Origin of the sequence: Roseibium sp., from assembly GCF_051016195.1 — a bacterium.
Taxonomy (GTDB): Bacteria; Pseudomonadota; Alphaproteobacteria; order Rhizobiales; family Stappiaceae; genus Roseibium.
Window position 1 is genome coordinate 3636947 of record NZ_CP134616.1, and the last position, 23755, is coordinate 3660701.

26 protein-coding genes are annotated in these 23755 nt (G+C 58.3%); 12 read left to right on the plus strand and 14 right to left on the minus strand.

All coding sequences use genetic code 11. The annotated features are described in order from the left end of the window. Positions 1 to 136: 136 nt before the first annotated feature. Together RDA78_RS16565 and RDA78_RS16570 are read left to right on the plus strand one after the other, a co-directional pair. Positions 137 to 679, plus strand: coding sequence for a GNAT family N-acetyltransferase (locus tag RDA78_RS16565; RefSeq protein WP_434050922.1), 543 nt, complete (start codon positions 137 to 139; stop codon positions 677 to 679). Between the two features lie 97 nt (positions 680 to 776). Further along, a complete protein-coding gene (locus RDA78_RS16570) occupies positions 777 to 1295 on the plus strand; it encodes a GNAT family N-acetyltransferase (protein WP_434050923.1) in 519 nt (172 codons plus the stop codon). Between the two features lie 105 nt (positions 1296 to 1400). On the opposite strand, the gene RDA78_RS16575 is transcribed toward RDA78_RS16570, so the two are convergent. Further along, a complete protein-coding gene (locus RDA78_RS16575) occupies positions 1401 to 2957 on the minus strand; it encodes a 2-isopropylmalate synthase (protein ID WP_434050924.1) in 1557 nt (518 codons plus the stop codon). Positions 2958 to 3439: 482 nt separating this feature from the next. Between RDA78_RS16575 and RDA78_RS16580 the strand changes: the two genes are divergently transcribed. Next, a complete protein-coding gene (locus RDA78_RS16580) occupies positions 3440 to 4306 on the plus strand; it encodes a delta-class carbonic anhydrase (protein ID WP_434050925.1) in 867 nt (288 codons plus the stop codon). Between the two features lie 75 nt (positions 4307 to 4381). Here RDA78_RS16580 and RDA78_RS16585 read toward each other — a convergent pair whose 3' ends face one another. From RDA78_RS16585 to RDA78_RS16610, 6 genes are all read right to left on the minus strand, one after another. Next, positions 4382 to 4543, minus strand: coding sequence for a hypothetical protein (locus tag RDA78_RS16585; protein WP_434050926.1), 162 nt, complete (start codon positions 4541 to 4543; stop codon positions 4382 to 4384). A gap of 419 nt (positions 4544 to 4962) precedes the next feature. Continuing rightward, on the minus strand, positions 4963 to 5145 hold the full coding sequence (locus RDA78_RS16590; protein ID WP_434050927.1) for a hypothetical protein: 183 nt from the start codon (positions 5143 to 5145) through the stop codon (positions 4963 to 4965). 214 nt (positions 5146 to 5359) lie between these two features. Then, positions 5360 to 5749 (minus strand): hypothetical protein, encoded by a 390-nt coding sequence (locus RDA78_RS16595; RefSeq protein ID WP_434050928.1) that lies wholly within the window; start codon positions 5747 to 5749, stop codon positions 5360 to 5362. A gap of 645 nt (positions 5750 to 6394) precedes the next feature. Further along, positions 6395 to 7114 (minus strand): DUF899 domain-containing protein, encoded by a 720-nt coding sequence (locus RDA78_RS16600; RefSeq protein ID WP_434050929.1) that lies wholly within the window; start codon positions 7112 to 7114, stop codon positions 6395 to 6397. 23 nt (positions 7115 to 7137) lie between these two features. Continuing rightward, positions 7138 to 7629 carry an SRPBCC family protein gene (locus RDA78_RS16605; protein ID WP_434050930.1) on the minus strand — a complete coding sequence of 164 codons (492 nt, stop codon included), beginning with the start codon at positions 7627 to 7629 and terminating at the stop codon, positions 7138 to 7140. Further along, positions 7626 to 7949: an ArsR/SmtB family transcription factor gene (locus tag RDA78_RS16610; RefSeq protein ID WP_434056164.1), complete on the minus strand. Its 324-nt coding sequence runs from the start codon at positions 7947 to 7949 to the stop codon at positions 7626 to 7628. The genes RDA78_RS16605 and RDA78_RS16610 overlap by 4 nt, the downstream gene beginning before the upstream one ends. 151 nt (positions 7950 to 8100) lie before the next feature. Here RDA78_RS16610 and RDA78_RS16615 point away from each other — a divergent pair, with 151 nt between their 5' ends. Next, a complete protein-coding gene (locus RDA78_RS16615; RefSeq protein WP_434050931.1) occupies positions 8101 to 8751 on the plus strand; it encodes a glutathione S-transferase family protein in 651 nt (216 codons plus the stop codon). Between the two features lie 139 nt (positions 8752 to 8890). Beyond that, positions 8891 to 9817 carry a DMT family transporter gene (locus RDA78_RS16620; RefSeq protein ID WP_434050932.1) on the plus strand — a complete coding sequence of 309 codons (927 nt, stop codon included), beginning with the start codon at positions 8891 to 8893 and terminating at the stop codon, positions 9815 to 9817. Between the two features lie 7 nt (positions 9818 to 9824). On the opposite strand, the gene RDA78_RS16625 is transcribed toward RDA78_RS16620, so the two are convergent. The 3 genes from RDA78_RS16625 to RDA78_RS16635 form a co-directional block, all read right to left on the minus strand. Continuing rightward, the gene (locus tag RDA78_RS16625) at positions 9825 to 10736 is read right to left on the minus strand and encodes a PhzF family phenazine biosynthesis protein (RefSeq protein ID WP_434050933.1); all 912 of its coding nucleotides are present in this window, start codon (positions 10734 to 10736) and stop codon (positions 9825 to 9827) included. A 180-nt stretch (positions 10737 to 10916) separates the two neighbouring features. Beyond that, positions 10917 to 12068, minus strand: a complete 1152-nt coding sequence (locus tag RDA78_RS16630; protein ID WP_434050934.1) for a GNAT family N-acetyltransferase — start codon at positions 12066 to 12068, stop codon at positions 10917 to 10919. A gap of 250 nt (positions 12069 to 12318) precedes the next feature. Continuing rightward, entirely contained in the window at positions 12319 to 13221 is a 903-nt protein-coding gene (locus RDA78_RS16635; RefSeq protein ID WP_434050935.1) for a pirin family protein, read from the minus strand. A 398-nt stretch (positions 13222 to 13619) separates the two neighbouring features. Here RDA78_RS16635 and RDA78_RS16640 point away from each other — a divergent pair, with 398 nt between their 5' ends. The 5 genes from RDA78_RS16640 (at position 13620) to RDA78_RS16660 (ending at position 17632) form a co-directional block, all read left to right on the plus strand. Further along, positions 13620 to 14270 (plus strand): pyridoxamine 5'-phosphate oxidase family protein, encoded by a 651-nt coding sequence (locus RDA78_RS16640; RefSeq protein WP_434050936.1) that lies wholly within the window; start codon positions 13620 to 13622, stop codon positions 14268 to 14270. Positions 14271 to 14493: 223 nt separating this feature from the next. Then, positions 14494 to 15417: an ABC transporter ATP-binding protein gene (locus RDA78_RS16645; protein ID WP_434050937.1), complete on the plus strand. Its 924-nt coding sequence runs from the start codon at positions 14494 to 14496 to the stop codon at positions 15415 to 15417. Positions 15418 to 15423: 6 nt separating this feature from the next. Beyond that, a complete protein-coding gene (locus tag RDA78_RS16650; RefSeq protein ID WP_434050938.1) occupies positions 15424 to 15909 on the plus strand; it encodes a GNAT family N-acetyltransferase in 486 nt (161 codons plus the stop codon). A gap of 30 nt (positions 15910 to 15939) precedes the next feature. Continuing rightward, entirely contained in the window at positions 15940 to 16701 is a 762-nt protein-coding gene (locus tag RDA78_RS16655; protein WP_434050939.1) for an ABC transporter permease, read from the plus strand. Between the two features lie 31 nt (positions 16702 to 16732). Then, on the plus strand, positions 16733 to 17632 hold the full coding sequence (locus RDA78_RS16660; protein ID WP_434050940.1) for a D-alanyl-D-alanine carboxypeptidase family protein: 900 nt from the start codon (positions 16733 to 16735) through the stop codon (positions 17630 to 17632). 22 nt (positions 17633 to 17654) lie between these two features. Here the strand turns inward: RDA78_RS16660 and RDA78_RS16665 are convergent, their stop codons facing one another. The 3 genes from RDA78_RS16665 to RDA78_RS16675 form a co-directional block, all read right to left on the minus strand. Further along, complete coding sequence (locus RDA78_RS16665; RefSeq protein WP_434050941.1) at positions 17655 to 18812, minus strand: GGDEF domain-containing protein; 1158 nt, start codon at positions 18810 to 18812, stop codon at positions 17655 to 17657. A gap of 419 nt (positions 18813 to 19231) precedes the next feature. Further along, positions 19232 to 20251, minus strand: a complete 1020-nt coding sequence (gene ilvC / locus RDA78_RS16670; protein WP_434050942.1) for a ketol-acid reductoisomerase — start codon at positions 20249 to 20251, stop codon at positions 19232 to 19234. A 102-nt stretch (positions 20252 to 20353) separates the two neighbouring features. After that, positions 20354 to 21004, minus strand: a complete 651-nt coding sequence (locus RDA78_RS16675) for a TetR/AcrR family transcriptional regulator (protein WP_434050943.1) — start codon at positions 21002 to 21004, stop codon at positions 20354 to 20356. Between the two features lie 304 nt (positions 21005 to 21308). Here RDA78_RS16675 and RDA78_RS16680 point away from each other — a divergent pair, with 304 nt between their 5' ends. Together RDA78_RS16680 and RDA78_RS16685 are read left to right on the plus strand one after the other, a co-directional pair. Then, on the plus strand, positions 21309 to 21899 hold the full coding sequence (locus tag RDA78_RS16680; RefSeq protein ID WP_434050944.1) for a DJ-1/PfpI family protein: 591 nt from the start codon (positions 21309 to 21311) through the stop codon (positions 21897 to 21899). A 295-nt stretch (positions 21900 to 22194) separates the two neighbouring features. Next, entirely contained in the window at positions 22195 to 22545 is a 351-nt protein-coding gene (locus RDA78_RS16685; protein WP_434050945.1) for a ribbon-helix-helix domain-containing protein, read from the plus strand. On the opposite strand, the gene RDA78_RS16690 is transcribed toward RDA78_RS16685, so the two are convergent. Then, on the minus strand, positions 22542 to 23639 hold the full coding sequence (locus tag RDA78_RS16690; RefSeq protein WP_434050946.1) for an NAD(P)/FAD-dependent oxidoreductase: 1098 nt from the start codon (positions 23637 to 23639) through the stop codon (positions 22542 to 22544). The genes RDA78_RS16685 and RDA78_RS16690 overlap by 4 nt on opposite strands. Positions 23640 to 23755: the final 116 nt, after the last annotated feature.

Here is a 23755-nt window from a genome sequence, read left to right on the forward strand (position 1 = left end):
TTGCCTTTTTTGACATTATACTTTTGTATGCCTTCGAGTTGGCACAATTCAGGGTTAGGCGTCCGGCATCCGTTTCCGGATGTTTCTTGACCTTGGCAGGACACCGCCTGACAAGATCTGATTTCAGAGGAGGACCATGGTGCAGACGATTATTCTCGAATGCGGCTCAGTGCGGCTTGTTCCCTTCTCCCCGTCCGATATTAATCTCGTCAAAAACCTTCGCTCCGACCCATTTGGAAATCGATATACGGAATTCTCGACAGGTTCCATTTCCGCTGATGCCGCCGAGCTTGTCCGTTCCGCCCTTCAGAACCAGGCCGAACTCGGGTTTGCCAAGTGGAAAGCGGTTGCGGAAGACGGGCGATTTCTCGGATGGGCAGGCTTCACGCCGCTCAGTGAAACCTCGGAAATCAGCCTGAACTACTGCCTATCCAATGAAATTCTCGATCAGGACGACACCCTGGCCAAGCGGCTTTGCCTTGCGCTGACCGGCTGGTTTTTCGAAAACACCTATTTTTCGCATCTCGTGGCAGTCGTGCGGACCGACAACAGAAGCATGCGCGCCGTGGTGCAGAATGCCGGCTTCAGCCACCGCGAAAGCAAGAAGATCGAAGGCATGCAGGCTGACGTGTTCCAGCTCTTCAGTCCGTCGATGCAATCCTACCTCATGAGCGCCTGAAGGGTCCTAGAAAGCCTGCGAGCCTCAATCCCGCGGCTTGCATCCGCCACATCGCACTGTTTCCGCGTGCGCTCTCCCTCCTTCGGGGCCGGTTGCCTTGTCAGATACAATCCTAGAAACAAAACGCCTCCGGCTCGAGCCATTCGAGGAAACGGATTTTCCGTTTCTGCTGGAGCAACACTCCGATCCGGAAGTGAACCGCTATCACTCACCCGGTCCCAGGCCGATGACCGCCGACGAGGTGAAAGTCAGGCTGCTTGAGTTCATCGAACGCAATGACGGTTCAGGGTTTGGCCGCTGCAAGCTGACCACACATGGGGGCGACTATATCGGTCGTGCCGGCATAGACTGGATGACTGATCCTGACGGTTATGAGCTTGCCTACAGCCTGAAACGCACTGCCTGGGGCAAGGGCTACGCCTCGGAGATTGCAGAAGCGCTGACCCGATGGTTTTTCGAAACAACGGATAACACTTTCCTGATCGCTTATGCGCATGCAGAACACAACGCGTCGCAACACGTTATGAGAAAGACCGGTTTCAAACACTGGTTCGACCGGGAAAAGCACGGCGTCCCTTGCGCCTTCTACCGGATCGAACGGAGCGATTTGATCTGACCGGATCGGGTGCGGACCTGGAATCCTGCCGAAAGAAAGAACGCCCCGGGGGCGAGCCCGGGGCGTTTTCATTCAGTCAATTGCGAAATCGTTTCAAGGCAATCCTCAAACCGCCTGTAATGCACCGGGGTTGCCGGTCTGCTGGCGCAGGGCCAGCTTGTTCATGGCGGAGACATAGGCACGCGCGGACGCGACCAGCGTGTCGGTATCCGCGCCCTTGCCGGTCGCGATCCGGCCTTCGGCTTCCAGCCGCACCGACACTTCCGCCTGCGCGTCGGTTCCTTCGGTGACCGCATGCACCTGGTAGAGCGACAGGGTTGCCTCGTGGGGCACGATTGCCTTGATTGCGTTGAACGTCGCATCCACGGGGCCGTCTCCGGTCGCTTCCTTGGTGATGTGCTGACCGTTCACATCCATGGTCAGGATCGCCTTCTGCGGACCGCCGGTTCCGGCGATGACCGTCAGGGCAATGACCTTTGTGCTTTCGCCCAGGATGTTGATTTCGTCCTCGACCAGCGCTTCGATGTCTTCGTCATAGACATGTTTCTTGCGGTCGGCGAGATCCTTGAAGCGGCGGAACGCGTCCTGCAAGGCATTGTCGCCCAGTTCGAAGCCCAATTCGCGCAGCTTGTCGCGGAAGGCGTGGCGGCCTGAATGCTTGCCCATGACCAGCGAGGTCGCTTTGACGCCGACATCTTCAGGCCGCATGATCTCGTAGGTTTCGGCGTTTTTCAGCATGCCGTCCTGGTGAATGCCGCTTTCATGGGCAAACGCGTTCTTGCCGACGATCGCCTTGTTGTACTGAACGGCGAAGCCGGATGCACCGGCGACCATCTTCGACGCGCGCACCATGAATTGCGGGTCGATCTGGGTCGTGTATTGCAGGACGTCGCCGCGCGTGCGGATGGCCATGACGATCTCTTCCAGGGCCGCATTGCCGGCGCGCTCACCCAATCCGTTGATGGTGCATTCGATCTGACGGGCACCGCCCGCGACACCGGCCAGCGAATTGGCAACCGCCAAGCCCAGATCATCGTGGCAGTGAACGGAGAAAACAGCCTGATCGCTGTTGGGAACCCGCTCGCGGATCTCGACGAACATGGCCTTGTATTCTTCCGGGGTGGCGTAACCGACCGTGTCCGGCAGATTGATCGTGGTCGCGCCGCACCTGATCGCAGCTTCCACGCAGCGGCACAGGTAGTCGATCGGTGTCCGGGTGGCGTCCATGGCGGACCACTCGACATCATCAATCAGATTGCGGGACCGGGTCACCGTGTCCGTGATGATGTCCATCACTTCGTCCTGCGACTTGTTCATCTGGAACTTCAGATGGATAGGCGAGGTGGATACGAAGGTGTGGATGCGGCCCTTGGCGGCGTGCTTGACGGCTTCACCGCACCGGTCGATATCGGCGTGAATGGCACGGGCGAGGCCGGCGACAACAGAGTTCTTCGACCGCTTGGCGATTTCGCTGACGGCTTCAAAATCGCCGTTGGAGGCGATCGGAAACCCGGCTTCGATGATGTCCACGCCCATGTCGTCGAGGATCTCGGCTATCTGCAGCTTCTCTTCCAGCGTCATGGAGGCGCCGGGCGACTGCTCGCCGTCGCGCAAGGTGGTGTCGAAGATGCGGATATGGTCCGTCTCTTGGGTGGCAGTCATGTCGTTTCGTCCCTGGCTTGGATCGGCGGTTCTAGGGAATTCAGGCTGATGTCAACGCGGCGCGATCCGGAATTCGTAAGGTGTTTTCAAGTCTCTCCCCTAAGTGTCCGTTCCGCTCGTTCAAAACACGGATCAGCCGACGCTCAGGGGCATCTAAGAAGGAGGAGATCGCCAAGTAGAATGAGGCCGCCGCGCTCAATCAGCGCGTCGTAGCTAGAACCGTTGATGTCGCGTGTCGCGATCATGGGTCTTAACAGGGCCTTCGGTCATTACAGCGTTTCAGCCACCCAGCCTGACGGAAAAGCGTGAGCAGGTGGTTAACGGGATCGTTCTTACGGCAGGACGGGCCGGGTTGCAAGACGTTTAAGGATTCTGGAGGCTGCAGTCTGCATTTCATGTGTGGTTCAGCAACTTAGGAATTGGAATTTTCGTCACTGGCATTTATAACAGATTTCGTGTGGGGGACATTGAAAGGTGTCCTTATGAAACTTTCCCACGCCACGGCGGCGGCACTTGTTTGCGCGTGCGCCATCACCGACAATGCACCGGCTTCTGAAGGCGGCAGTGCGGCAGCTCCGAACGAAGTCGTCGCGCATCAGCGGCAGGTACTGGCAAAACAAACCAGCGGTGCCGGGTTCGGGCCCCAGTCGCCACGTGACATCGGCTCCGTTCACGGGGCCAATTCGCGCTTGTTTGGTGCAGCGCCTCCGCGGGTGCGAATGAACCTCTGCAACATCCACTTTCACGAAAGTGCGGAACACCGCGGCGGTGAATTCACGACATATGCCGGCAATGGCGACGGGCATGGCTACGGAACGGGATACAAATACAACGGCGCTCTGACCGATGCCGAACTCGCTCCGCTTGACTACAAGGTCGGCTCCAGCGACCACGGCGACCTTGAGCCGGGCGACACGATCGAGGTTCACTATGTCTTCACGACCGCGAAGGTCGATCCGGGCCCGACACTCGGTTCCTGTCTGAGTGAGGCGATCAACAACCCCCAGCTGCGTGTCGAGGCGCAGGTTTATGTCCTGGTGAATGATGATGAGGCGCTCGACTTCGTCAAGCTCACCCAGGTGGATCTCGTTGGCGGTTTTCATCAGGCGCCGAACATTCCGTCCGACACAGGCGCGCCCGTGCAATATGCCGGATCAACGACGGGACCGGGATACAACGAAAAGGGGTCTCCCTTCCACGTGACCTGGAGCGTCAGACCGAAAGTCGCAAAAGTCTCGATCGCGTCCGTGGACTACTGGCTGAGCGGCAACATCTTCAACGAAGAATATGCTCACGGTGTGCGAAATCTCGTGCGCAATCCGGAGCTGCTCAGCATCATCGTAAAATAGTCTGCAGTCTCAAGGCATTGTGGCTTCGCTTCCAGGAGCGAAGCCGTTTCCTTTTTAGCGCGACAGTCTCTGGTTCTACCGTCTTTTGCCGCGGCAAAACCGGATTTCTCCATCAAGAAACAGCAGGTTTTCGTTCATGAGCCGGTGGGCTTGTCCGTGCCGGCCGGAAAGCGCGCGATGGGCGGAAAACGGACCGCGTTGGTCTCCCGACATGCGCAGATCCAAAATGCCGGTCATAGACTCTCCAGTCCGGCAGTATTCCGCTGAGTAACAGTTTCTTCGACGGACTCATTGATAAAATTTAATGAATTTCATTAACCGTCAAACATTGAATTTCTTGCTTGGGTGCACTATGTGCGCTATTGTTGGACACAAGGAGGAATAAAATGAATTTACACACAGCCCATTGCCTGCTTGTCCGCGATGGCCTGACCTACAATCGGTCGCGCCTCAGCTGGCTCCCATCGAAGCTTTATCGTTCATTCCGAGACGCCAACAAGTACCTGCGCGGAGCGCGATAAGGTATTTCAGGCCACTCAAACCCGAGTATTGGCTCAGAAAAAAAAGCCCGCCGATCCGGCGGGCTTTTCTGTTTGGCCCGTCCCGCGACACGTGCACGGGAGCGTCGGAACCGGCTTCTGTGTCCGCGTGACCGGCTATGCCTGAATGTCGACGGTTTCGCCGAGACCTGGCGGGGGTGCCGCCGGGGTGCTGGACGCCGTAGGCGCCTTGCTTTCAGGTGTTTCGGTTTGACCCGGTGCGGTCGGGTTTGACGTATAAGCTTCCGATTTCAGTGCCTGTGTGCTTGCTGGTACTGCACCTGCTGGTCCAACATCCATGACCTTCTCCTTTTATCCATTCCTTACCATTGGATCGGGAGAAAGTGGCCGGGGAAGCTTAACGGGCACTGAAACCTTTCGCGCACATTACAAGACGTGAAGCCGAATTCATTTCATGTGATTGCGAGCGCTTCACGGCCGGATTCCCCTCTCGCCCGTTCCGGATGGGAGGGGTTTGCCGTCGCATGAGCCAATTGGAACGGTGCTCAAGGATCTATTGATCACAGGGGTGGGTGCTTTCGATCCGGCAAGATTTGAGCATCAGGACGTGATTGCCTCTCACACCTCCCCAACCATCGCCTGCGAATACGTGAACGCAGCGATCTGAGCTTGGTTCGATGTCCTTCAAGTCGTCGATTTCACATTCTACGGAAAGGACTCCCGTCCCGGTGCCCAGATCAAAGACATGGAGGCCGGGCTGCTCCGGCAGATCGGTCGAATTGGCATGAAAGCAGAAGCCCCGCGCTTCGCGGTTCATGATCGTTTCAACATCGTTCCAGCTGTTGTACTCCCGCAGGCACCGGAGATCGTGGCTTATGTCATCTGCAAGAATTTGAGTGGATGCCAGAAGTAGCAGTGGCGGAAACAAAAGAATAATTTTCATAATACGAGTTCAAAAAAACTGAAATTGACGGTTTCTTCGTTGAGCTGAATGAGTGCTGATGTTTAGAGTATTCCAGAGCTCAACGGATCGCTCAATACTATTCGACGTTTTGGTTTCAAAAAAAGCTGAATTGCAATCTCATCGACAACGTCACCGAAAGAAGCCCGAGCGCGTTCTGTTCCAAAGCCAGTTGCCGGAGTTTCGTTTCTCTCTGCCGGGCTGGATGGGATCAGCCCGGCTGATGGCGGTATTCACACGGAACGGCGGCCGCGATTGAACGCGGCACGCTTTGTGGGTCCGTACCCTAGTCACCTGAATCTGAAGTTCGACTCATTTTGCAGCGGTCTTCGAACGAACTTCAGATTCAAGAAGGTGACTAGCAAGTCTATGTTTCGAGTGCGGTTTACGAATTTGAAGTTCGCTTCGGAGTCTGCAGAAGCAATGATGCGAACTTCAAATTCACCGCACTAGTCACCTGAATCTGAAGTTCGACTCATTTGCAGCGGTCTTCGAACGAACTTCAGATTCAAGAAGGTGACTAGCAAGTCTATGTTTCTAGTGCGGTTTATGAATTTGAAGTTCGCTTCGGAGTCTGCTGAAACAATGATGCGAACTTCAAATTCACCGCACTAGAGGGCTTGAGCTTCACACCTCAGCGCCGGCGTCATAACTATCCCGCCGGCGGACCCAGGCCTGGGGGTAGGGCAGGTCGTCTTCTTGCCGTCCCATCGGGGTCAGGTCAAGAATATTGTAGGCCATGTTGAGAATGTCCAGGCCGCGGCCATAGGTGGAATAGCTGTGGCCGACACGGCCATCGTCGAGCTTCAGGAAGGTGCTGACACCGGGCAGTTCCTCGGAATGAACCGTGTCGTTGCCGCTGTAATTGTAGCCCCGGCCTGACGGGTCTTTCTTGTCGGGGAAGGTGACGCCGAAGTCGATCCCGAAGCCGTTTCCCGCCGTCGAGACCCAGTCAAAGCTCCAGCCCATGCGCGACTTGTAGGCCCGGAGTGTTTCCAGCGGCGCATTCGAGACGGCGATCAGCCGCGTGCCGCGTGCAGCCAGGTGCGTGTCGAGGCGGTCGTAGTTGTCGGCCCAGAAGGAGCAGCTCGGGCATCCCTCCTGCCAGTTCTCACCGAACATGAAATGATAGACGGCAAGCTGCGGGTGCGGTCCGAACAGCTCTGCGAGCGACCTCCGACCGTCCTCGGTGTCGAAGACATACTCCTTGTCCACCAGGACCAGCGGCAAGTCCCGGCGGGCGGCGGATAACGCGTCCCGTTCCCTTGTAAAGGTCTTTTCTTTCTCGAGCAGCGCCTTGCGGGCAAGCAGCCAGTCTTCGCGGCTGACAAATTGCGGGCGGGTCATGTCCTTCTCCTCGGCAATAAGTGTTAAGCGGAAATGATTTCGGCAAGACGCTTGAAGCAGCCGTCCCAGCCACCACCGACACCGCGGCGGGCATCTTCGGTCTTGATCGCCTCGTGGCGAAGCTTCACTTCGGTTGCCTTGCCGGCCTCCGTGAACGTGATCGCCACCTGGGAACTGTCGGTCGCCTCCCGCGTTCCGTCGGCGAATTCCTGAACGTGTCGCCAACTGAACTCAAGTCTGTTCGGTGCTTCTATGGCCAGGTATTCGCCTTCGAAGTGGATTTGTTTTTCCTGTGTTCTCTCAATGACAAAGCACCACTTGCCACCCACCTTGAGGTCGATATCGACCGAAACCAGACCGCCTGATTTCGGCACGAACCAGCTTTGCACTTCGTCGGGTTCCGTGAAGGCGCGGAACACGCGGGCCGGCGCAGCGCGAAACAGACCCTCCACGATGACGGGTTCCTGTCCCGGCTCCGACTTGAGAAATTGGTTTTCGATCTCCTGAACGCTCATGTGTCGCTCTCCTCTTTGGCAAGGTGACGGGCGAGGGCATCGAACCGGTCGATCCAGAAGGATTCGTACTTGCTCAACCAGTCGACGGCTTCCTTGATCGGTGCGCCGCGCAAACGGCAATGACGGGTGCGACCCCGTTTTTCGATGTCGACCAGGCCGGCATCGGACAGAACCCTGAGATGTTTGGACACCGCCGTCAGTGACATGTCGAAAGGGGCTGCGAGATCCGACAATGTCGTCTCGCCGTTCGCAAGGCGGGCGACGATCGCGCGCCGTGTCCCATCGCTCAGTGCCGAAAAAGTTGCGTCCAGTTGGGCCATTTGCTGCACACTCATAAGTGAACCTTTTGGTTGACTATCATCTAATTCCATTATAGTCAACTATATGGTTGAGTAAAGTCGCCCTGAGGTGAGGTGCTCAACAAGGCCGGGCGGGATACCCCTGAAACCGGCATGCACAGGAGCTGAAATCATGGAACTCTATTTGACCGACCTGTCTCCCAATTGCCGCCGCGTTCTGGCTGCGATCCATCATCTCGGGCTGGACGGCGAAACTGAAATCCGGAACTTCAATCTCTTCGCAGGGGAGCATCAGACCGAGGAATTCAGGGCCATCAACCCGAACGTGAAAGTGCCGGTTCTGGTGGATGGTGAGCTCAAGCTGTGGGAGGCCAATCCGATCATGATCTATCTGTCTGACCGGCAAAATGCGGAGGCATTCTGTCCGTCAGACAATGCGATGCGCATCGAGGTGCTGCGCTGGATGTCCTGGGAGGTGCAGCATTTCAACCGGGCGCTCGGCGAAATCGTCTGGGAAACCGTCGCCAAACAGGTGTTCGGTCTCGGTCCTGTGGATGAAGAAAAAGTTGCTTCGGGACAAGAGAATTTCCGCCGTTTCGTGACCATTCTTGAAGATCATCTGGCTGATCGGACCTTCATTCTGGGTAACACGCCAACGGTCGCTGATTTTGCCGTCGGCAGTCACTCGGCCCTGGCACTTCACCCGCAGTCTCAGGTTCCGCTGCTCGAGTTTCCGAAGGTGCTAGCCTGGCTGCAGCGTATGGAAGCGCTACCGGCGTGGGAAAAGACGGCACCCAAGGCTCCGGCAGAGGCCGCGGAGTAGGATTCGTCAGCCTCAAGGTCACTCGGACTGGCGGCCAGGGCACCTGTCGCCGCCAGCCGGCTGTAAAGACCGCGATGTCTCAGGAGCGGGCAGGGGGTGACGTTGCCGGGTTCTTTCCCAGGCGCTACCATGAGCCTTGATGACGAGACCTTATGCAATCGCCTTGAGCTTCGGCTTTGTTGCCGCCTTCCTGATGGGTGCCAACTCCGTGATCGTCAGGTATCTGACGGGCGATCTTCACGGACTTCAGATCGCGGTCTTCCGCCTCTGGATCGCCTGCTTCGTGATCTTCGTCATGTTGAAGCTGTCCGGCAGACGCCTCGGCCTATTCCAGCTTGACCGCCATACGCTGCTTGCCAGCACCGGGTTCACGCTGAACTACATCACCTTTCATATCGGCCTTGAGCTGACCAGCGCCACGAACGCGATGGTTCTGGAAAACACGGCACCGTTCTTCGTGCTGCTGTTCCTGGTCATCGCCGGTGTCGAACGGGTTCGATGGTTCGATGTTCTCGCGACATGCCTGGCGCTTGCCGGCGTCTACCTGACTGTGCGGCACGATTTCGACGCCGGCGCGGGTGGCAGTCTCGTCGGAGATTTCTGGGAGCTCGGTGCCGGCATTTCCTGGGCCGTATTCATTGTTGGAAGCGCACGTGCGGTCAAGCAGACACGCTCGACCATGGACCGCATGGAAGTTCTGTTGAAGATCCTTCTGCCGAGCGCTGTCGTGTTGACGCCCAGCCTGCTGCTTTATCCATTGGAAGCGACCGCGACGGACGCGTTCCTGGTGGTTTTGCTCGGCGTGCTGTCCACGGCGTTCGGGTACTATCTGTGGTACGAGGCGATGGCGACCGTATCGACGGTAACGGCAGCATTGCTCGCCGTTCTTTCGGTGGTCTTCACCTTCGTGATTGCCTATCTGGCGCTTGGCGAAGAAATGACCCCGGACATCCTGATTGGCGGCGCGCTCATCGTTGCCGCCGTCGTGCTGCCCGGTATCCTGAACGCGCGGTCGCAACCCAAGGCCGGGGAGGACGGCGCCGCCGCCGGCGAAAACAAGGACTGACCGGCCGTCAGACGAACAACTCACCCCTGGCAACGAGCGTTGCCTGACCGCCGATGCGAACCGCGTGCATGCCGCCGTGCTCGATGTCGATTTCCAGGTCGATCAGGGATGGCCGCCCCATTTCAAAGCCCTGTTCGATACGGATATGGTGGGTGCCTTCCGTGAGACCGTCATAAAAGTTCACGACGCCGGCAAAGGCAGCCGCTGCGGCACCCGTTGCCGGGTCTTCGTGACTGCCCATGTCCGGAGCAAACAGCCGTGCGTGAAAGGCGCTGTCGTGCGATCTGGTTTCACGGCAATAGATATAGGCGCGGCTGTGGCCCTCGTTGCCGAAACCGGCCTTCCACATCGCGGTCACCGGTTTTGCGCGTGACAGGGCATCGAGATCGCGCACCGGCACAAAGTTGAACGGGGGCCCGACCTGGAACCGCGAAGGCGCATGGTTTTCGAAACCGATGTCGGTCGGTTCGAGGTCCAGCGCGGCGGCTATAAGTTCGATGTTGTGGGTCGGTCCGGCGGGCTCGGGCAGGCTCGGCACGTCGAACTCGGCGAAGCCGGCGGCATTTTGTTTCAGGATGACGGCGCAGCGCACCGCCCCGATCTTCTGCTTCAGAACAACGACCGCATCCTGCTCGCTATCGACATCACCAAAGCGTTCCTTCGCCAGAAGAATGGCGGTGCCGATGGTCGGGTGACCCGCAAACGGAAGTTCCATTTTCGGAGTGAAGATCCGCATGTTGGCAGTCTGGCCAGGGTTCTCGGGCGGAAACACGAAGACCGTTTCGGAAAGGTTGAATTCCCCAGCGATCTTCTGCATCTGCTCATCGCTCAGATCTTCGCTATCCAAAACCACTGCAAGCGGATTTCCGGCGAGCAGTGTGTTTGTAAAGACATCCAAGATCGCGTAGCGGCGGCCCATATTCTGTTCTCCCTGGAGATTCTCCCGACCCTTGATACCGGGGTGAGCGGACTTTTGCATGTCTGGCCGGGTCCCGCCAGTCCCTACCGCGTGTTCTTGGTGAACAAACCATTGACGGTCCTCCAAGAGCCTCGGGTGCGGACCTTGCTACGGGCTCCAGGGCCAGGTTCAGGGCCAGCGTCAGCGCAACAGGTAATGTGCAATTTCACGCGCGAATGGCACGATTGCCGGGTCATCGAGATCATCGCGAGACCGTATGATATGAATATCGGAGAGTTCCTGCTCTTCCGATGCAGCCGAATGCTCCATGATGCTTCGTCGCAGATCTTCAGTTTCCGCATCGCTATCGAACACCCGCGCGATGGAAATTCGTGGTCCGTCGAAGGCAGCCAGCAATTCGGCCCTCCTCAAGTCGGCACCACGCAGTCCTGTCTCTTCTTCCAATTCCCGATCGATTGCCCGGATCACGTCCACCTTGCCCTCAGGCGTGACGTCGTTCAGGTCAAGGTTTCCCCCTGGCGGATAGATCATTCCCGCTGTTGCCGTGTGAGGACCCATGACACCGTAGAGCAGTGCGCCGCCCCGGCTCCGGATGATGGCTGATCCAAAGAGGTTGAAAGCGCTGGCGTCCGGCGCACCCCAGTCCCGCCACGCGAGATGCGCAGCATAAGAGCTTTCCGAACAAGATCCTTCAAAAATACCGTTTTGAAATGTGTAGTCCGTCAGCTTCAGCGTGCGCCGATTCCACAAAAGCGAAATCCGTTTCTTTGCCTCTTCGAAATGCGCGGCGATTTCGTTTGCGTATTCGATTTCAAAACGCCAGGGCCGGTTCGTGACACTTAACTCAGCACGCGAGAGTTCGTGCACACAGGCGGGAAGACTTTTCTCCATGAGGGGCATGTCGCTTCCAGGCGACATCTCGCTTGGACGGGTGTCAAAGGTTCGAAAGCCCTGCTTTGCGTAGAAGGTACCGGCATGGGTGTCCGACTCCAGGCAGAGGCGCGTGAGCTTTTTCTGCCGGGCAATGTCTTCGGCGCGTTTCAGCAACAGACCTCCGATTCCCCGTCCGTGCATTGTGGGGTCGACAAACAGGTAATCGACAAGCAGCGTCTCTTCGTCTTGCGGAACAACGCCCGAAAAGGCGATTGGTACCCCATCTTGTTCGGCAACCGTTATCTGCATCGACCGGATCGTGGTTTCTCGGATACCCCAGGCTTCGCGAAACGCCGCCATCTTGTCGTCCGGATACCCCCACGACGCCTTTGCGCGGTGAAGAATGCCGGTCAGGACGGGGGCGTCGGCGAGGGTGGCGGGTCTGAGTTTGAGAGGCATGAGGGTCCGGCCTTTTGCTTGCCGGAGACCCCTATCCAGAGAATGTGAACGTTACAAGGCGGCGGCATCTGCGAAGAGCTGTAAGTGCCGCCTCCGTCAGGCGGAGGATAATCGCCGTTCAACTTGCCGCGCCGGCCGATGCGTCACGGAAGGCCGGAAAACGATATGATGCTGTCCGACCGCCGTATTGAGCCACGGTTTTCCGGGAACCTGGTCCCGGGCTCGCCGTTGAGACAGTGACGGCCCGTATCTACCGGATGAACGTGCCGTTCTGCAGTTCCGTTACGGCCTGAACCAGTTCATCGCGTGTGTTCATGACAATCGGTCCATGCCAGGCGACCGGTTCCTTGATGGGCGCGCCGGATACCAGCAGGAAGCGGATGCCTTCGTCGCCTGCCTGCACCACGATTTCGTCGCCGGTTCCGAAAATGACGAGCGTGCGGTCGCCGGTCTGGTCGCGGATCTTCAGTTCTTCGCCGCCGAATTCCTTTTCGGTCAGAACACCGAACGGGTCGGATGCTCCTTCGAATGTGCCGGATCCTTCGAATACATAGGCGAATGTCTGCTTGTAGGTGTCGACCTTGAAGCGCTTTTTCCGTCCCGCCGGCACATGAAGGTCGAGATACTGGGGTTCTGCTGCAATTCCGTCGACCGGGCCGCGTTTGCCCCAGAATTCGCCGCAGATGATGCGGGCAGACGCGCCGTCATCGTCGGTGACGACCGGGATCTCGTTCGCGGTGACATCCTGGTAGCGCGGCTCGGTCATTTTCAGCGAGGAGGGCAGGTTGGCCCAGAGCTGAAAGCCGTGCATGCGGCCCTTGGCATCTCCCTTGGGCATTTCCTGGTGCATGATGCCTCGGCCGGCGGTCATCCATTGAACGTCCCCGGCACCGAGATCGCCCTTGTTGCCCAGGCTGTCACCGTGTTCCACGGTGCCTGCTAGGACGTAGGTGATCGTCTCTATGCCGCGATGCGGGTGCCATGGAAAGCCAGCCAGGTAGTCTTCTGGACGGTTGTTTCGAAAATCGTCCAGAAGCAGGAACGGATCCAGCATTTCAGGGTCCTGGAAGCCGAAGACCCTTTCGAGCTTGACGCCTGCGCCTTCGAGTGTCGGCTGAGTGGACCCAATATGTGTGACCGGACGGATGGACATGGATTTCGTTCCTGCTTGGTGCGGGCGTGCTGCGCGCCGGGCTCCCGATAGTTTGGTTCACGCTCAAGATAGCGCGGATCCGCGGGAAACCCAGCTGCAAGCGTCATGACGCAGTGTTTCCGGATCGGAAACAGTGTTGAAGCCGTCCTGCGCGATTGGCACCGCCTTGAACCGGTGACGAAAAGCAGGCCCGGCGCCAGGCCTCCGGTTCAAGTCGCTCGCGTTGACAGCGTATAGAGAGACGAGGTACGTACCTCATACATGTTTGCGAACCCAATCGATCTTGAACGAGCCGGGATAAGCGACGGCGCCAAACCAGTGCCTCACTCAAGACAAAACTGGTCATCCGATGGCGTCGATCTGGTTCTGCAGAGGCCTCAAAGCGGCGAGGTGAGGAAATGACAGCGTTCGAGCCAAAACCGGAATATGTGATCAAGGATGAGACTGCGCTGAGGGGCTTGTTCCCGCCGACCCATGAACTGGCCGCGAAAAAGTGCATGGCAACGCTCGATAAACATGCCCGGGACTTCATCGAACGCTCACCATTCCTGTGCCTTGGGACGCAAAACGCGGACGGCAAGGCGGATGTCAGTCCGCGCGGCGATCCGCCCGGTTTCGTCAAGATTCTCGACCCGCACACGCTTGCCATTCCCGACCGTCCCGGCAACAACCGCCTCGACAGTCTCGTCAACATCGTTTCCAACCCGAGCGTCGGACTGCTTTTCGTCGTGCCGGGCTTTGACGACACGCTGCGCGTCAACGGACAGGCGGCCCTTGTTGTCGATCCCGAGTTGCTCGACGCGATGAGCGTTAACGGGCGCAGTCCCAAAGTCGCAATTGTCGTTACGATAACAAGCATCTTCATGCATTGCGCGAAGGCCTTCCGGCGGTCGCATCTATGGGACACGGACAGGTTTCAGGACCGCAGCGGCATGCCGTCCCTTATGAAAATCATCACGGATCAAACAGCCGAGACGCCTGCGAGCGATGAGGAACTGACCGCAATGGACCAGAAGCTGGAAGAGAGCTACCGAAAGACACTGTACTAAGGTACAGCCATTTCTGCCGCCTTTTGGATTTGGCCGTTTTGGGGCGCGGGTTTGAAACCGGACACCAAAGGGAGTTCCGCCTGGGTTCCGGCTTTTCGAACCGACCCCATGCCGATACAACCACCCAACCTTGCATCTTGCAGGTTCCCGGCCCACATGTTGCAATACCCGCGCATTTGGCCGTCTGGTCAAAACTTCAATTATCTTGTCAGCTCAGGTCTTCATGGCGCCCATTCTTTCTGTCCGCGATCTGGAAAAGACCTATGAAGGCGGCTTCCAGGCTCTGAAATCCGTGTCGTTGGACATCCGGGAAGGCGAGGTGTTTGCGCTCCTTGGCCCCAACGGAGCAGGCAAAACCACCCTGATCAGCACGATTTGCGGTCTGGTGCGGCCGACTTCGGGACGCATCACTGTCGGCGGGCATGACGCAATTGCCGACTTTCGGGCTGCGCGGCGCATGATCGGTCTTGTACCCCAGGAAATGCCCACGGCACCGTTCGAGATTGTAGGTGACACGGTTTCCTTCAGCCGCGGATTGTTCGGCCTGCCGCCCGATCGGGCCTTCGTTGAACGCATCCTCAAGGATCTCACGCTGTGGGACAAACGCAAAAATCCCATCATGGCGCTCTCTGGCGGCATGAAGCGCAGGCTGCTCGTCGCCAAGGCGCTTGCGCATGAGCCGAAGGTGCTGTTCCTCGATGAACCGACGGCCGGCGTCGACGTCGAACTGCGCCATGACATGTGGCGCATCGTGACCGAGCTGAAGGAAAAAGGCGTCACCATCATCCTGACGACGCATTACATCGAGGAAGCCGAGGAAATGGCTGACAGGGTCGGTGTCATCAACAAGGGGGAGATTGTCCTGGTGGAGGACAAGGCGGAGCTGATGCGCAAACTCGGACGCAAACTCCTGACACTCAATCTTACAGAACCCCTGAATGCGGTGCCCGAAAGTCTTGCGCGGCACAATCTCCAGCTCTCCGACGCCGGGTGCAAGCTGGTCTATACCTACGATACACACGCTGAAAGAACCGGCATCACCGCGCTTTTGAAGGATCTCGCCGATGCCGGCGTCCGGTTTCAGGACTTGCAGACCGACCAGTCGTCTCTGGAAGACATTTTCGTGGACCTGGTGAAGAAGAGTTGAGCTGACATGACCAAGGACTTTTCCATTCGACAGGCAAGACTTTCAGACAAGGAGGCGCTGACGGAGCTTTGCTTGCGCTCAAAGCAATCGAACGGCTACGACGATGCCTTCATGGACGCTTGCGTGGACGAATTGCGCGTGCGCGAAAGCTGGATATCGGACGATGATTTCTGGGTCGCGGAGGCTCCCGACGGATCGCTGGCCGGTTGTATTCGGCTGTCTTCCGGCGAGACTGACGGCGGCGAGCTCGAGACGTGCTTCGTCGCGCCGGACTACAAGGGCAAGGGGGTTGGTCGCGCGCTGTTTCAAACGCTTGAAAGACGGGCCAAGACCATCGGGCTCAGCCACATCGAACTTGACGCCGACCCTTTTGCCGAAACGTTCTATGCGCGCATGGGGTTTACGACCAGGGGACGTTCGCCGTCCGGCTCTATTCCCGGCAGGACCTTGCCGCGCATGAGACTGGAACTCGTACGAGAACCGGATGTTTGAGAGGACAGCACTGTTGAAGAAGGTGGGCGCATGAATCTGGGTGCAGTCAAGTCGATCTACATCTCCGAGATGGCACGCACGAAACGCACGTTGATGCAAAGCGTGGTCTCGCCGGTCATTTCGACCGTGCTCTATTTCGTCGTGTTCGGTGCTGCGATCGGATCGCGGATCTCGGAAGTGGACGGGGTCAGCTACGGAGCTTTCATCGTGCCGGGGCTCATCATGCTCTCGCTGATGACGCAGAGCCTGTCGAACGCATCCTTCGGCATTTACTTCCCGCGTTTCACCGGCACGATTTTCGAGGTCCTGTCCGCGCCGGTTTCCTATCTTGAGATCACCATTGCCTATGTCGGGGCGGCGGCGACGAAGTCGGTGATCGTGGGCCTGATCATCCTGATTACGGCGAACTTCTTCGTCGATATCGAGATTCAGCATCCGGTCTGGATGGCGACCTTTTTCATATTGACGGCCGTCACCTTTGCGCTGCTCGGCTTCATCATCGGCATCTGGGCAGACAATTTCGAGAAGCTGCAATTCGTGCCGCTTCTGATCGTGACACCTCTGGCGTTTCTCGGCGGCAGCTTCTACTCCATCAACATGCTTCCGGAAATCTGGCAGAAAGTGACACTGGTCAATCCCGTGGTTTATCTGATATCGGGTTTCCGCTGGAGCTTTTACGGTCAGGCGGATGTCAGTCTGTGGTTGTCGCTTGTAGCGACCATGTTGTTTCTGTTCGTTTCGCTGGCGATCGTTCACTGGATTTTCAAAACCGGGTACCGGCTGAAGGCCTGAAGCCGGAGCCGGGACAAGAGTGAGACTAGTCATGTTTCAAGGCGTTAAGCTGACCAGAAAAGTCGGCGCGGTTTTCCTGGCCCTGCTGCTTGCTGCCTGCCAGACTGCACAAGCACCTTCGCCATCGGCCTCTTCTGCCTCTGCAGTTGCGAACGCACCCGTTCAAAGCACGTCTTTGCCGGTTGTCGGTTACGCTCCGGCGACCGCGGAGGAGCGCGGCTTTTCAGCGCTGGTACTGGACGCTTCGACCGGTCAACAGCTCTATGCGGTCGACGCGGATGCCGCGCGGTTCCCGGCATCGCTCACGAAGATGATGACGCTCTACCTTTTGTTCGAAGCGGTTGCGGAGGGGCGGTACAGCCTCTCGTCTCCGCTGACGGTCAGCGAGAATGCCGCATCGCAGCCGCCTGCAAAGATCGGATTGAAAGCCGGAACGACCATCACCGTTCAACAGGCCGCCCGTGCCCTTTCGGTAAGGTCCGCCAACGATGTCGGGGTTGCCGTTGCTGAAAACCTTGCCGGCAGCGAAACGGCCTTCGCCCGCCAGATGACCCAGCAGGCGCGCGCGCTCGGGCTCTCGCGGACACGTTTCGAAAACGCGACGGGATTGCCGGACCCCGGTCAGGTGACCACCGCCCGCGACATGGCAAAGCTCGGACTGGCGCTCAAGCGCCGTTTTCCGCAATACGCCAGTTACTACAGGGCGAAGTCCTTCACCTATAATGGCCGGACTTTCAAGGCGACCAACAATCTTCTGGGAAAGGTGTCGGGAGTGGATGGTCTGAAAACGGGCTATATCCGCATGTCCGGCTACAACCTCGTGGCAACAGCGCGGCGCGGGGGAAAGCAGGTGATCGTCGTGGTGATCGGTGGCAAGAGCGAAAGTGCTCGCGACAAAGAGGTCACCAGACTGATCGAGACATACTCATGATCGTCTTTAGCGATGACTGCCTTCAAGGAGTTGCCGTCAGTTCTCCTGCGAACGTGACACAATTGCGACCGTTTTTCTTCGACCGGTAGAGGCTCTCGTCAACGGCCTGCAGCAGGTCTTCCATCGCCAGTTCATTCCCGTTGCCATGGTAGATGCCGGTGGAGGCAGTGATCCTGAAATTCTCGGGTGCGAAATCGAATTCGATCCGGGATATCAACTGCCTGAGACGATCGGCGACCTTGGCCGCGTTTTCACGGGAGATGTCGGGCAGCAGCACGGCGAATTCCTCGCCGCCAAGACGCGCGAAACAATCGTCTTTCCTCAGCTGCGCCTTGACGGTCGTGACGATTTTCACCAGCGCCTGGTCGCCGGACAGGTGTCCGAAAGTGTCATTCACGAACTTGAAGTGGTCCAGGTCGAAATTGAGCAAGCCAAACGTCTTTTCCGACGGGGAGTGCAGCAGATCTTCCAGGCGCGCCTGAAATTCGCGGCGATTGAATGCGCCAGTCAAGGGATCCCGTCTTGCCGCCTCCCTGTGCCGCTGAGCCACCTGTTCGAAGGAGAGGGCGGTCGAGAATGCGCCCGTCAGGCTGACAAACAGCATTGCGCTCATCAGGTGCAGGCCCTGCATCGTGTCGTTGATCATGCCGGGCCCGGCGGGGCCCTCGCCAACGAGACCGTGGAAGACCCTCAGCCCGCCGACACCGGCCAGGAAGAAGAATGCGAGCACAAGGCCGATCACGGAGATCAGACCGTGGAAATTCTTCGACGTATAGGCAACGATGGTGGCGATGCAAAGGACCGTGAAGATGAAGTTGCCGCCGACATAGGCGAGCGTGGCATCCGACAGCAGGAAGGCAATCGCTCCCACGATCAGATAGGCCGCCGCCGGTGCGAATGCGTCGCTCAGCCTGTTTGGCAATTTTGCAAGAACGCGCGCGGCATAAAGGTGAAAGCCAAACCCCAGCAGCAGCAGGGCGTTCGGCAGGATATAGGCAACAAACCTCGGAAGAACGCTCTCAAAGGCAAAGCACACAAGGGCGAGGACAAGAACGCCGTTCGCGGCAGCCCAACTGCGCCAGTGCACGCTCGGCGTCACGCGAAGCGACATCGCCTGGAAAGATATGGCAAAAATCAGCAGCAAGAGCAGATTTGCCGAAAAAAGCGTCAATAAATCCATGCAGACGCACTCCACACGCTAATCGTCGAAAACGACCAATTGAGGCAGCCTACTTTGAAATGTTTTTAGATGCTGTTAGGGCCGGTTAATAGATTTTCATCAAATTGTAGGGTTGTGGATTTTAAAGAAAACATATCCACCGGAATGCGTGCAGACCCCCAATGAGACATGCCGGAATTAAGAATTTCTGAATTCAATCCCGGAAACTCGGCCTTTTCGCTCAGTTTGTGAAAATTTTTCGCAAAAATCGAAAAAAAACCTATCGAGTGAAAACAGTGCGGTGGCAAATCGCGAGTCAAACCAAGGGACTGTGCCGCCTTCTTGTGTCCTCACGTCATCTGTCAAGGTTCAGTCTTTGCAGCATAAAAAAAGCCGGGCATTGCTGCCCGGCCTTTCCGTATCGATGATCAGGCAATCGCCTAGTTCTTGGTCTTGTCGACCAGCGCGTTGGACTTGATCCACGGCATCATGCCGCGCAGCTTCTCGCCGACTTCCTCGATCTGGTGGCCGTCATTGAGGCGGCGGGTCGCCTTGAACTTGGCGGCACCCGCACGATACTCCTGCATCCACTCGGAGGTGAACTTGCCGGTCTGGATGTCTTTCAGGACACGCTTCATCTCCGCCTTGGTTTCGTCGGTGACGATGCGCGGGCCGGTGACGTATTCACCCCATTCAGCCGTGTTGGAAATGGAGTAGTTCATGTTGGCGATGCCGCCTTCGTAGATCAGGTCGACGATCAGCTTCACTTCGTGCAGGCACTCGAAATAGGCCATTTCCGGTGCATAGCCGGCTTCCACCAGGGTTTCGAAACCGGCGCGGATCAGTTCGACCAGGCCACCGCAGAGAACAGCCTGCTCACCGAAGAGGTCGGTTTCGCACTCTTCCTGGAACGTGGTTTCGATGATACCGGAGCGGCCGCCGCCAACACCGCTGGCATAGGACAGGCCAAGGTCGAGCGCGTTGCCGGAAGCGTCCTGGTGGACAGCGACAAGGCAAGGCACGCCGCCGCCTTTTTCGTATTCGCCGCGTACGGTGTGGCCCGGACCTTTCGGTGCAACCATCAGAACGTCGACAGAGGATTTCGGCTCGATCAGGCCGAAATGAACGTTGAGGCCGTGTGCGAAGGCAATCGCAGCACCATCGCGGATGTTGCCGGCGATGTGGTCCTTGTAGATATCCGACTGCAGTTCGTCCGGCGTTGCCATCATCATGAGATCGGCCCAGGCAGCAGCCTCGGCAACGGTCATGACCTTGAAGCCGTCGGCCTCGGCTTTCAGTGCCGTGGTGGAGCCCTCGCGCAGGGCAACGGCGATGTCCGGCACGCCGCTGTCCTTGAGGTTCATGGCATGGGCACGGCCCTGCGAGCCGTAACCGATGATGGCGACTTTCTTGGACTTGATCAGATTGATATCTGCGTCACGATCGTAATAAACGCGCATGGGTTCCTTTCTCCCGTTTGCATTCTCGTTGTTCATGTTTGGAGCCGGAGTTGATGTCCGGTCTTCGTTGGCTGGTGGTCTCCAGTCGGCCGGCAGCCGGGGTCAGGTCCCGAACAGCCGGTAAAAGCGGTCGACGGCGTTCTCCGCCTGGGATGTCAGATCCTGCTCGGCCGGGCTTGCGTTTTCGCCGAGAAGAAGCCGGATGTGAACGTCACGAATGGCAAGGCCGTAAAGCACCTGGTAAGCATCCTCGGCGTCGTCGAATTTCAGAAGGCCGTGCCGGCGTCCGCTTTCCAGCATGGTGCGTGCGCGTGCCGAAATCATGTGCTTGCCGCGTACAAGAAGCAGGTGGCCGAGCCGGTTGGAATTGGTGTTGGACTGACCGATGGACAGCCGGTTGAGGGCGAGCGATGTCTCCGAGAAGAGAACCCCGAGCAGGGCTTCCACAAAAGCGGTGACATGGGCACGGAAAGTCGCAGCATCGGCCGTCGCGCCGGTCTCGGAGGGAAACTGGACCTGGCTGGCCTGGTAGGCAACAACCGCGGCAAGCAGACCGTCACGGTCCCCGAACCATTTGTAGAGGCTTTCCTTGGAGCAACTCGCGGTACGTGCCAGCCCGGCGGTGGTCAGCGCTTTTTCACCGCCTTCCACCAGGAGCGTCAATGCATGCTGCAGAACCACCTGTTGGCGCGGCGAAAACTCGGGCGCAGCGTCCGGGCGAGAAGTGGCGATGTCATATGCGGCAGCGGGCATGTGCTTTGTCTTGGCTCGAAGAAAACTGAAATCAACGGAACCGTACGGTACGGTTCGGTGCGCGTTATGGCATCGTGGAAACAGCGGGTCAAGGGAGAAATGAGATATTTCGCAGGTCGGCGGCGTGGGAAAGTCTATCGGATGACTTCACCGGTCCCACCCGCCTGGATCGGGATCCAAAGCTCTCGTCCCTTTCCATGAAATGTCAGAAAAAGTGCCTGTAGTACCCGCCTAATACCCGTTTCATTCCTTTGCCTGCTAGCGTTCGCTCACATTGGTTTTCAAGGCTCCGGGAGGATATGAGATGAGTGCCAAGATCCTGATGATCACGGGTGATTTCACCGAGGACTACGAAACGATGGTGCCGTTCCAGGCGCTTCTGGCCATGGGGTACGAGGTGGACGCCGTGTGCCCGGGCAAAAAGGCAGGAGAGGCGGTCGCAACCTGCATCCACGATTTTGAAGGCGACCAGACCTATACCGAAAAGCGCGGCCATAACTTCACGCTGAATGCGACCTTCGGCGATATCGACGTCACTGCCTACGATGCGCTCGTGATCCCCGGCGGACGGGCTCCGGAATATCTCCGGCTCGATGCGGAGGTGATTGCCGCCGTCACCCATTTCATGCGCGCCGACAAGCCCGTTGCCGCGATCTGCCACGGCGCCCAGATCCTGACGGCAGCCAGGGTCATCGAGGGACGCACCGTGTCGGCCTATCCCGCCTGCCGCCCGGAAGTTGAACTTGCCGGTGCAACCTATGCCGATATCGCGGTCGACGCGGCGGTGACCGACGGCAAGCTCGTGACCGCCCCGGCCTGGCCTGCCCATCCGGCCTGGCTGGCCCAGTTCAATGCGGTGCTTGGAGGCGCGGCAACCGGTTCGCTCGCGGCCTGATCAGGTCGCGTTGGATGGGCGACACCGGGAAATTCGGCCCATCCTTCGAGACGGACCTGACGGTCCTCCTCAGGATGAAGTTGAGTTTGGGCGTAAGCCCCACGATGCAATTTCCAATCGACCTCATCCTGAGGAGCGCACCAGCGCGTCTCGAAGGATAGGCGTCGAGTTCGCAGCCTTGCCGTCTTTGAAGCAGGCGAGCGGCAGGCCTATACCGGGCCGGTTGGCCATCCGTCGAGAAGCCTTATATTGGAACATCAAGGCTGGCTGAACCTGGAAGCTAAGGGAGCACGCCATGTGCAAACTCTTTATCGAAGCTGATCCCGCACTCTGGGAGAGCAACACGAAGTCGTTGCGCATTGATGGCATGGTGACGAGCGTGCGGCTGGAAACCTTCTTCTGGAACGTGCTCGATGAGATCGCGGCGCGGGACGGCATGAATGTGGTTCAGTTGATCACCCGCCTGCATCACGAAAGCATAGACGCCGGGCATGATCTCGGCAATTTCACGAGTTTCCTGCGCGTTTGCTGCGGCCGCTACCTTGCGCTGCAGCTCTCAGGCGATGTCCCAACCGACACAAGGCTTCCGATTGCGGCGCTCGATGCGGACGAAATCCTGGAGGCGGAAAGCGCGCGGGTGCACTAGTTAAGCCTTTCCAGAACCTCATCCCCTATCGCCAGAGACGATGTCAGGCCCGGCGACTCGATGCCGTAGAGAGCGACGAGCCCCTCAAGTCCATGGGCTTCCGGTCCGTCGATGCGGAAGTCGGCGGCGGGTTCCCCGGGAGAGACGATCTTGGGGCGGATGCCGCAATAGTCGGGTACGAGGGAATTGTCCGGCAGACCGGGCCAGTAGCTCCGGATCGCCGCATAGAATTTCTCTCCGCGCGCCGGATCGACGTCGTAGTTGATCTTCTCGATCCATTCGACATCTGGCCCGAAACGGGCCTGGCCCTGGAGATCGAGGGTGATGTGGACGCCGGAGCCGCCGGGTTCGGGGACAGGATAGACCAACCGCGACAATGGCGCCTTGCCCTGCAGCTTGAAGTAATTGCCCTTGGCCAGATAGGCCCTTGGCGGGTTCGCGCCCGGCAAGTCCGCCATCAGGCCGGGGGCCGCATGTCCGGCCGAAACGATGAGTTCCCGGCAGGTGAGGGGCATGCTGTCACCGTCAGCGCTTGTCACGCGAAGCGCATAGCCCTGCGCTGCTTGTTCGATCCGGTCAACGGTGCTGCTCAGCACCACCTGACCTCCATGAGCTTCCAGATGCCCCTGCAGCGCCAGCATGTAGGAATGGCTGTCGATGATGCCTGTCGTCGGTGAGTAGAGCGCGCTGATGCAGTCAAGCGCCGGCTCGACTTCCTTCAGTTTCCTGGCGTCGTAGACTTCGAGATCGTGCAGGCCGGTCGCCTTGGCCTGGGCATGAAGGCGTTCCAGTTCCGGCAACTGGCTCTCGTTCGAGGCGACAATCAGCTTGCCGGTCTTCTTGTAGGCGATGCCGTTTTCGTCACAGAACCGATAGAGAAGATGTTTTCCGGGAAGGCACAGCTTCGCCTTCAGACTGCCCGGCGGATAATAGATCCCGGCGTGAATGACCTCGGAATTGCGGGCGCTCGTTTCCGACCCGATCAGCCCGTGGCGCTCCAGAACCATGACCTCGCGGCCAGCGATTGCCAGAGCCCGTGCGATCGCAAGGCCGACAACGCCGGCACCGATGACGACGGTTTCAATGTCATGCATTCAGGTCACCAATATTGAGTGCGATTGGGAGGGCACTCAAAATGCGCCTATCCCCATGCCGCCCCGGCCTCGAGCCGGGGTCTCGTTTGCAATCTGCGGTTTTCTGGTGCCGGACC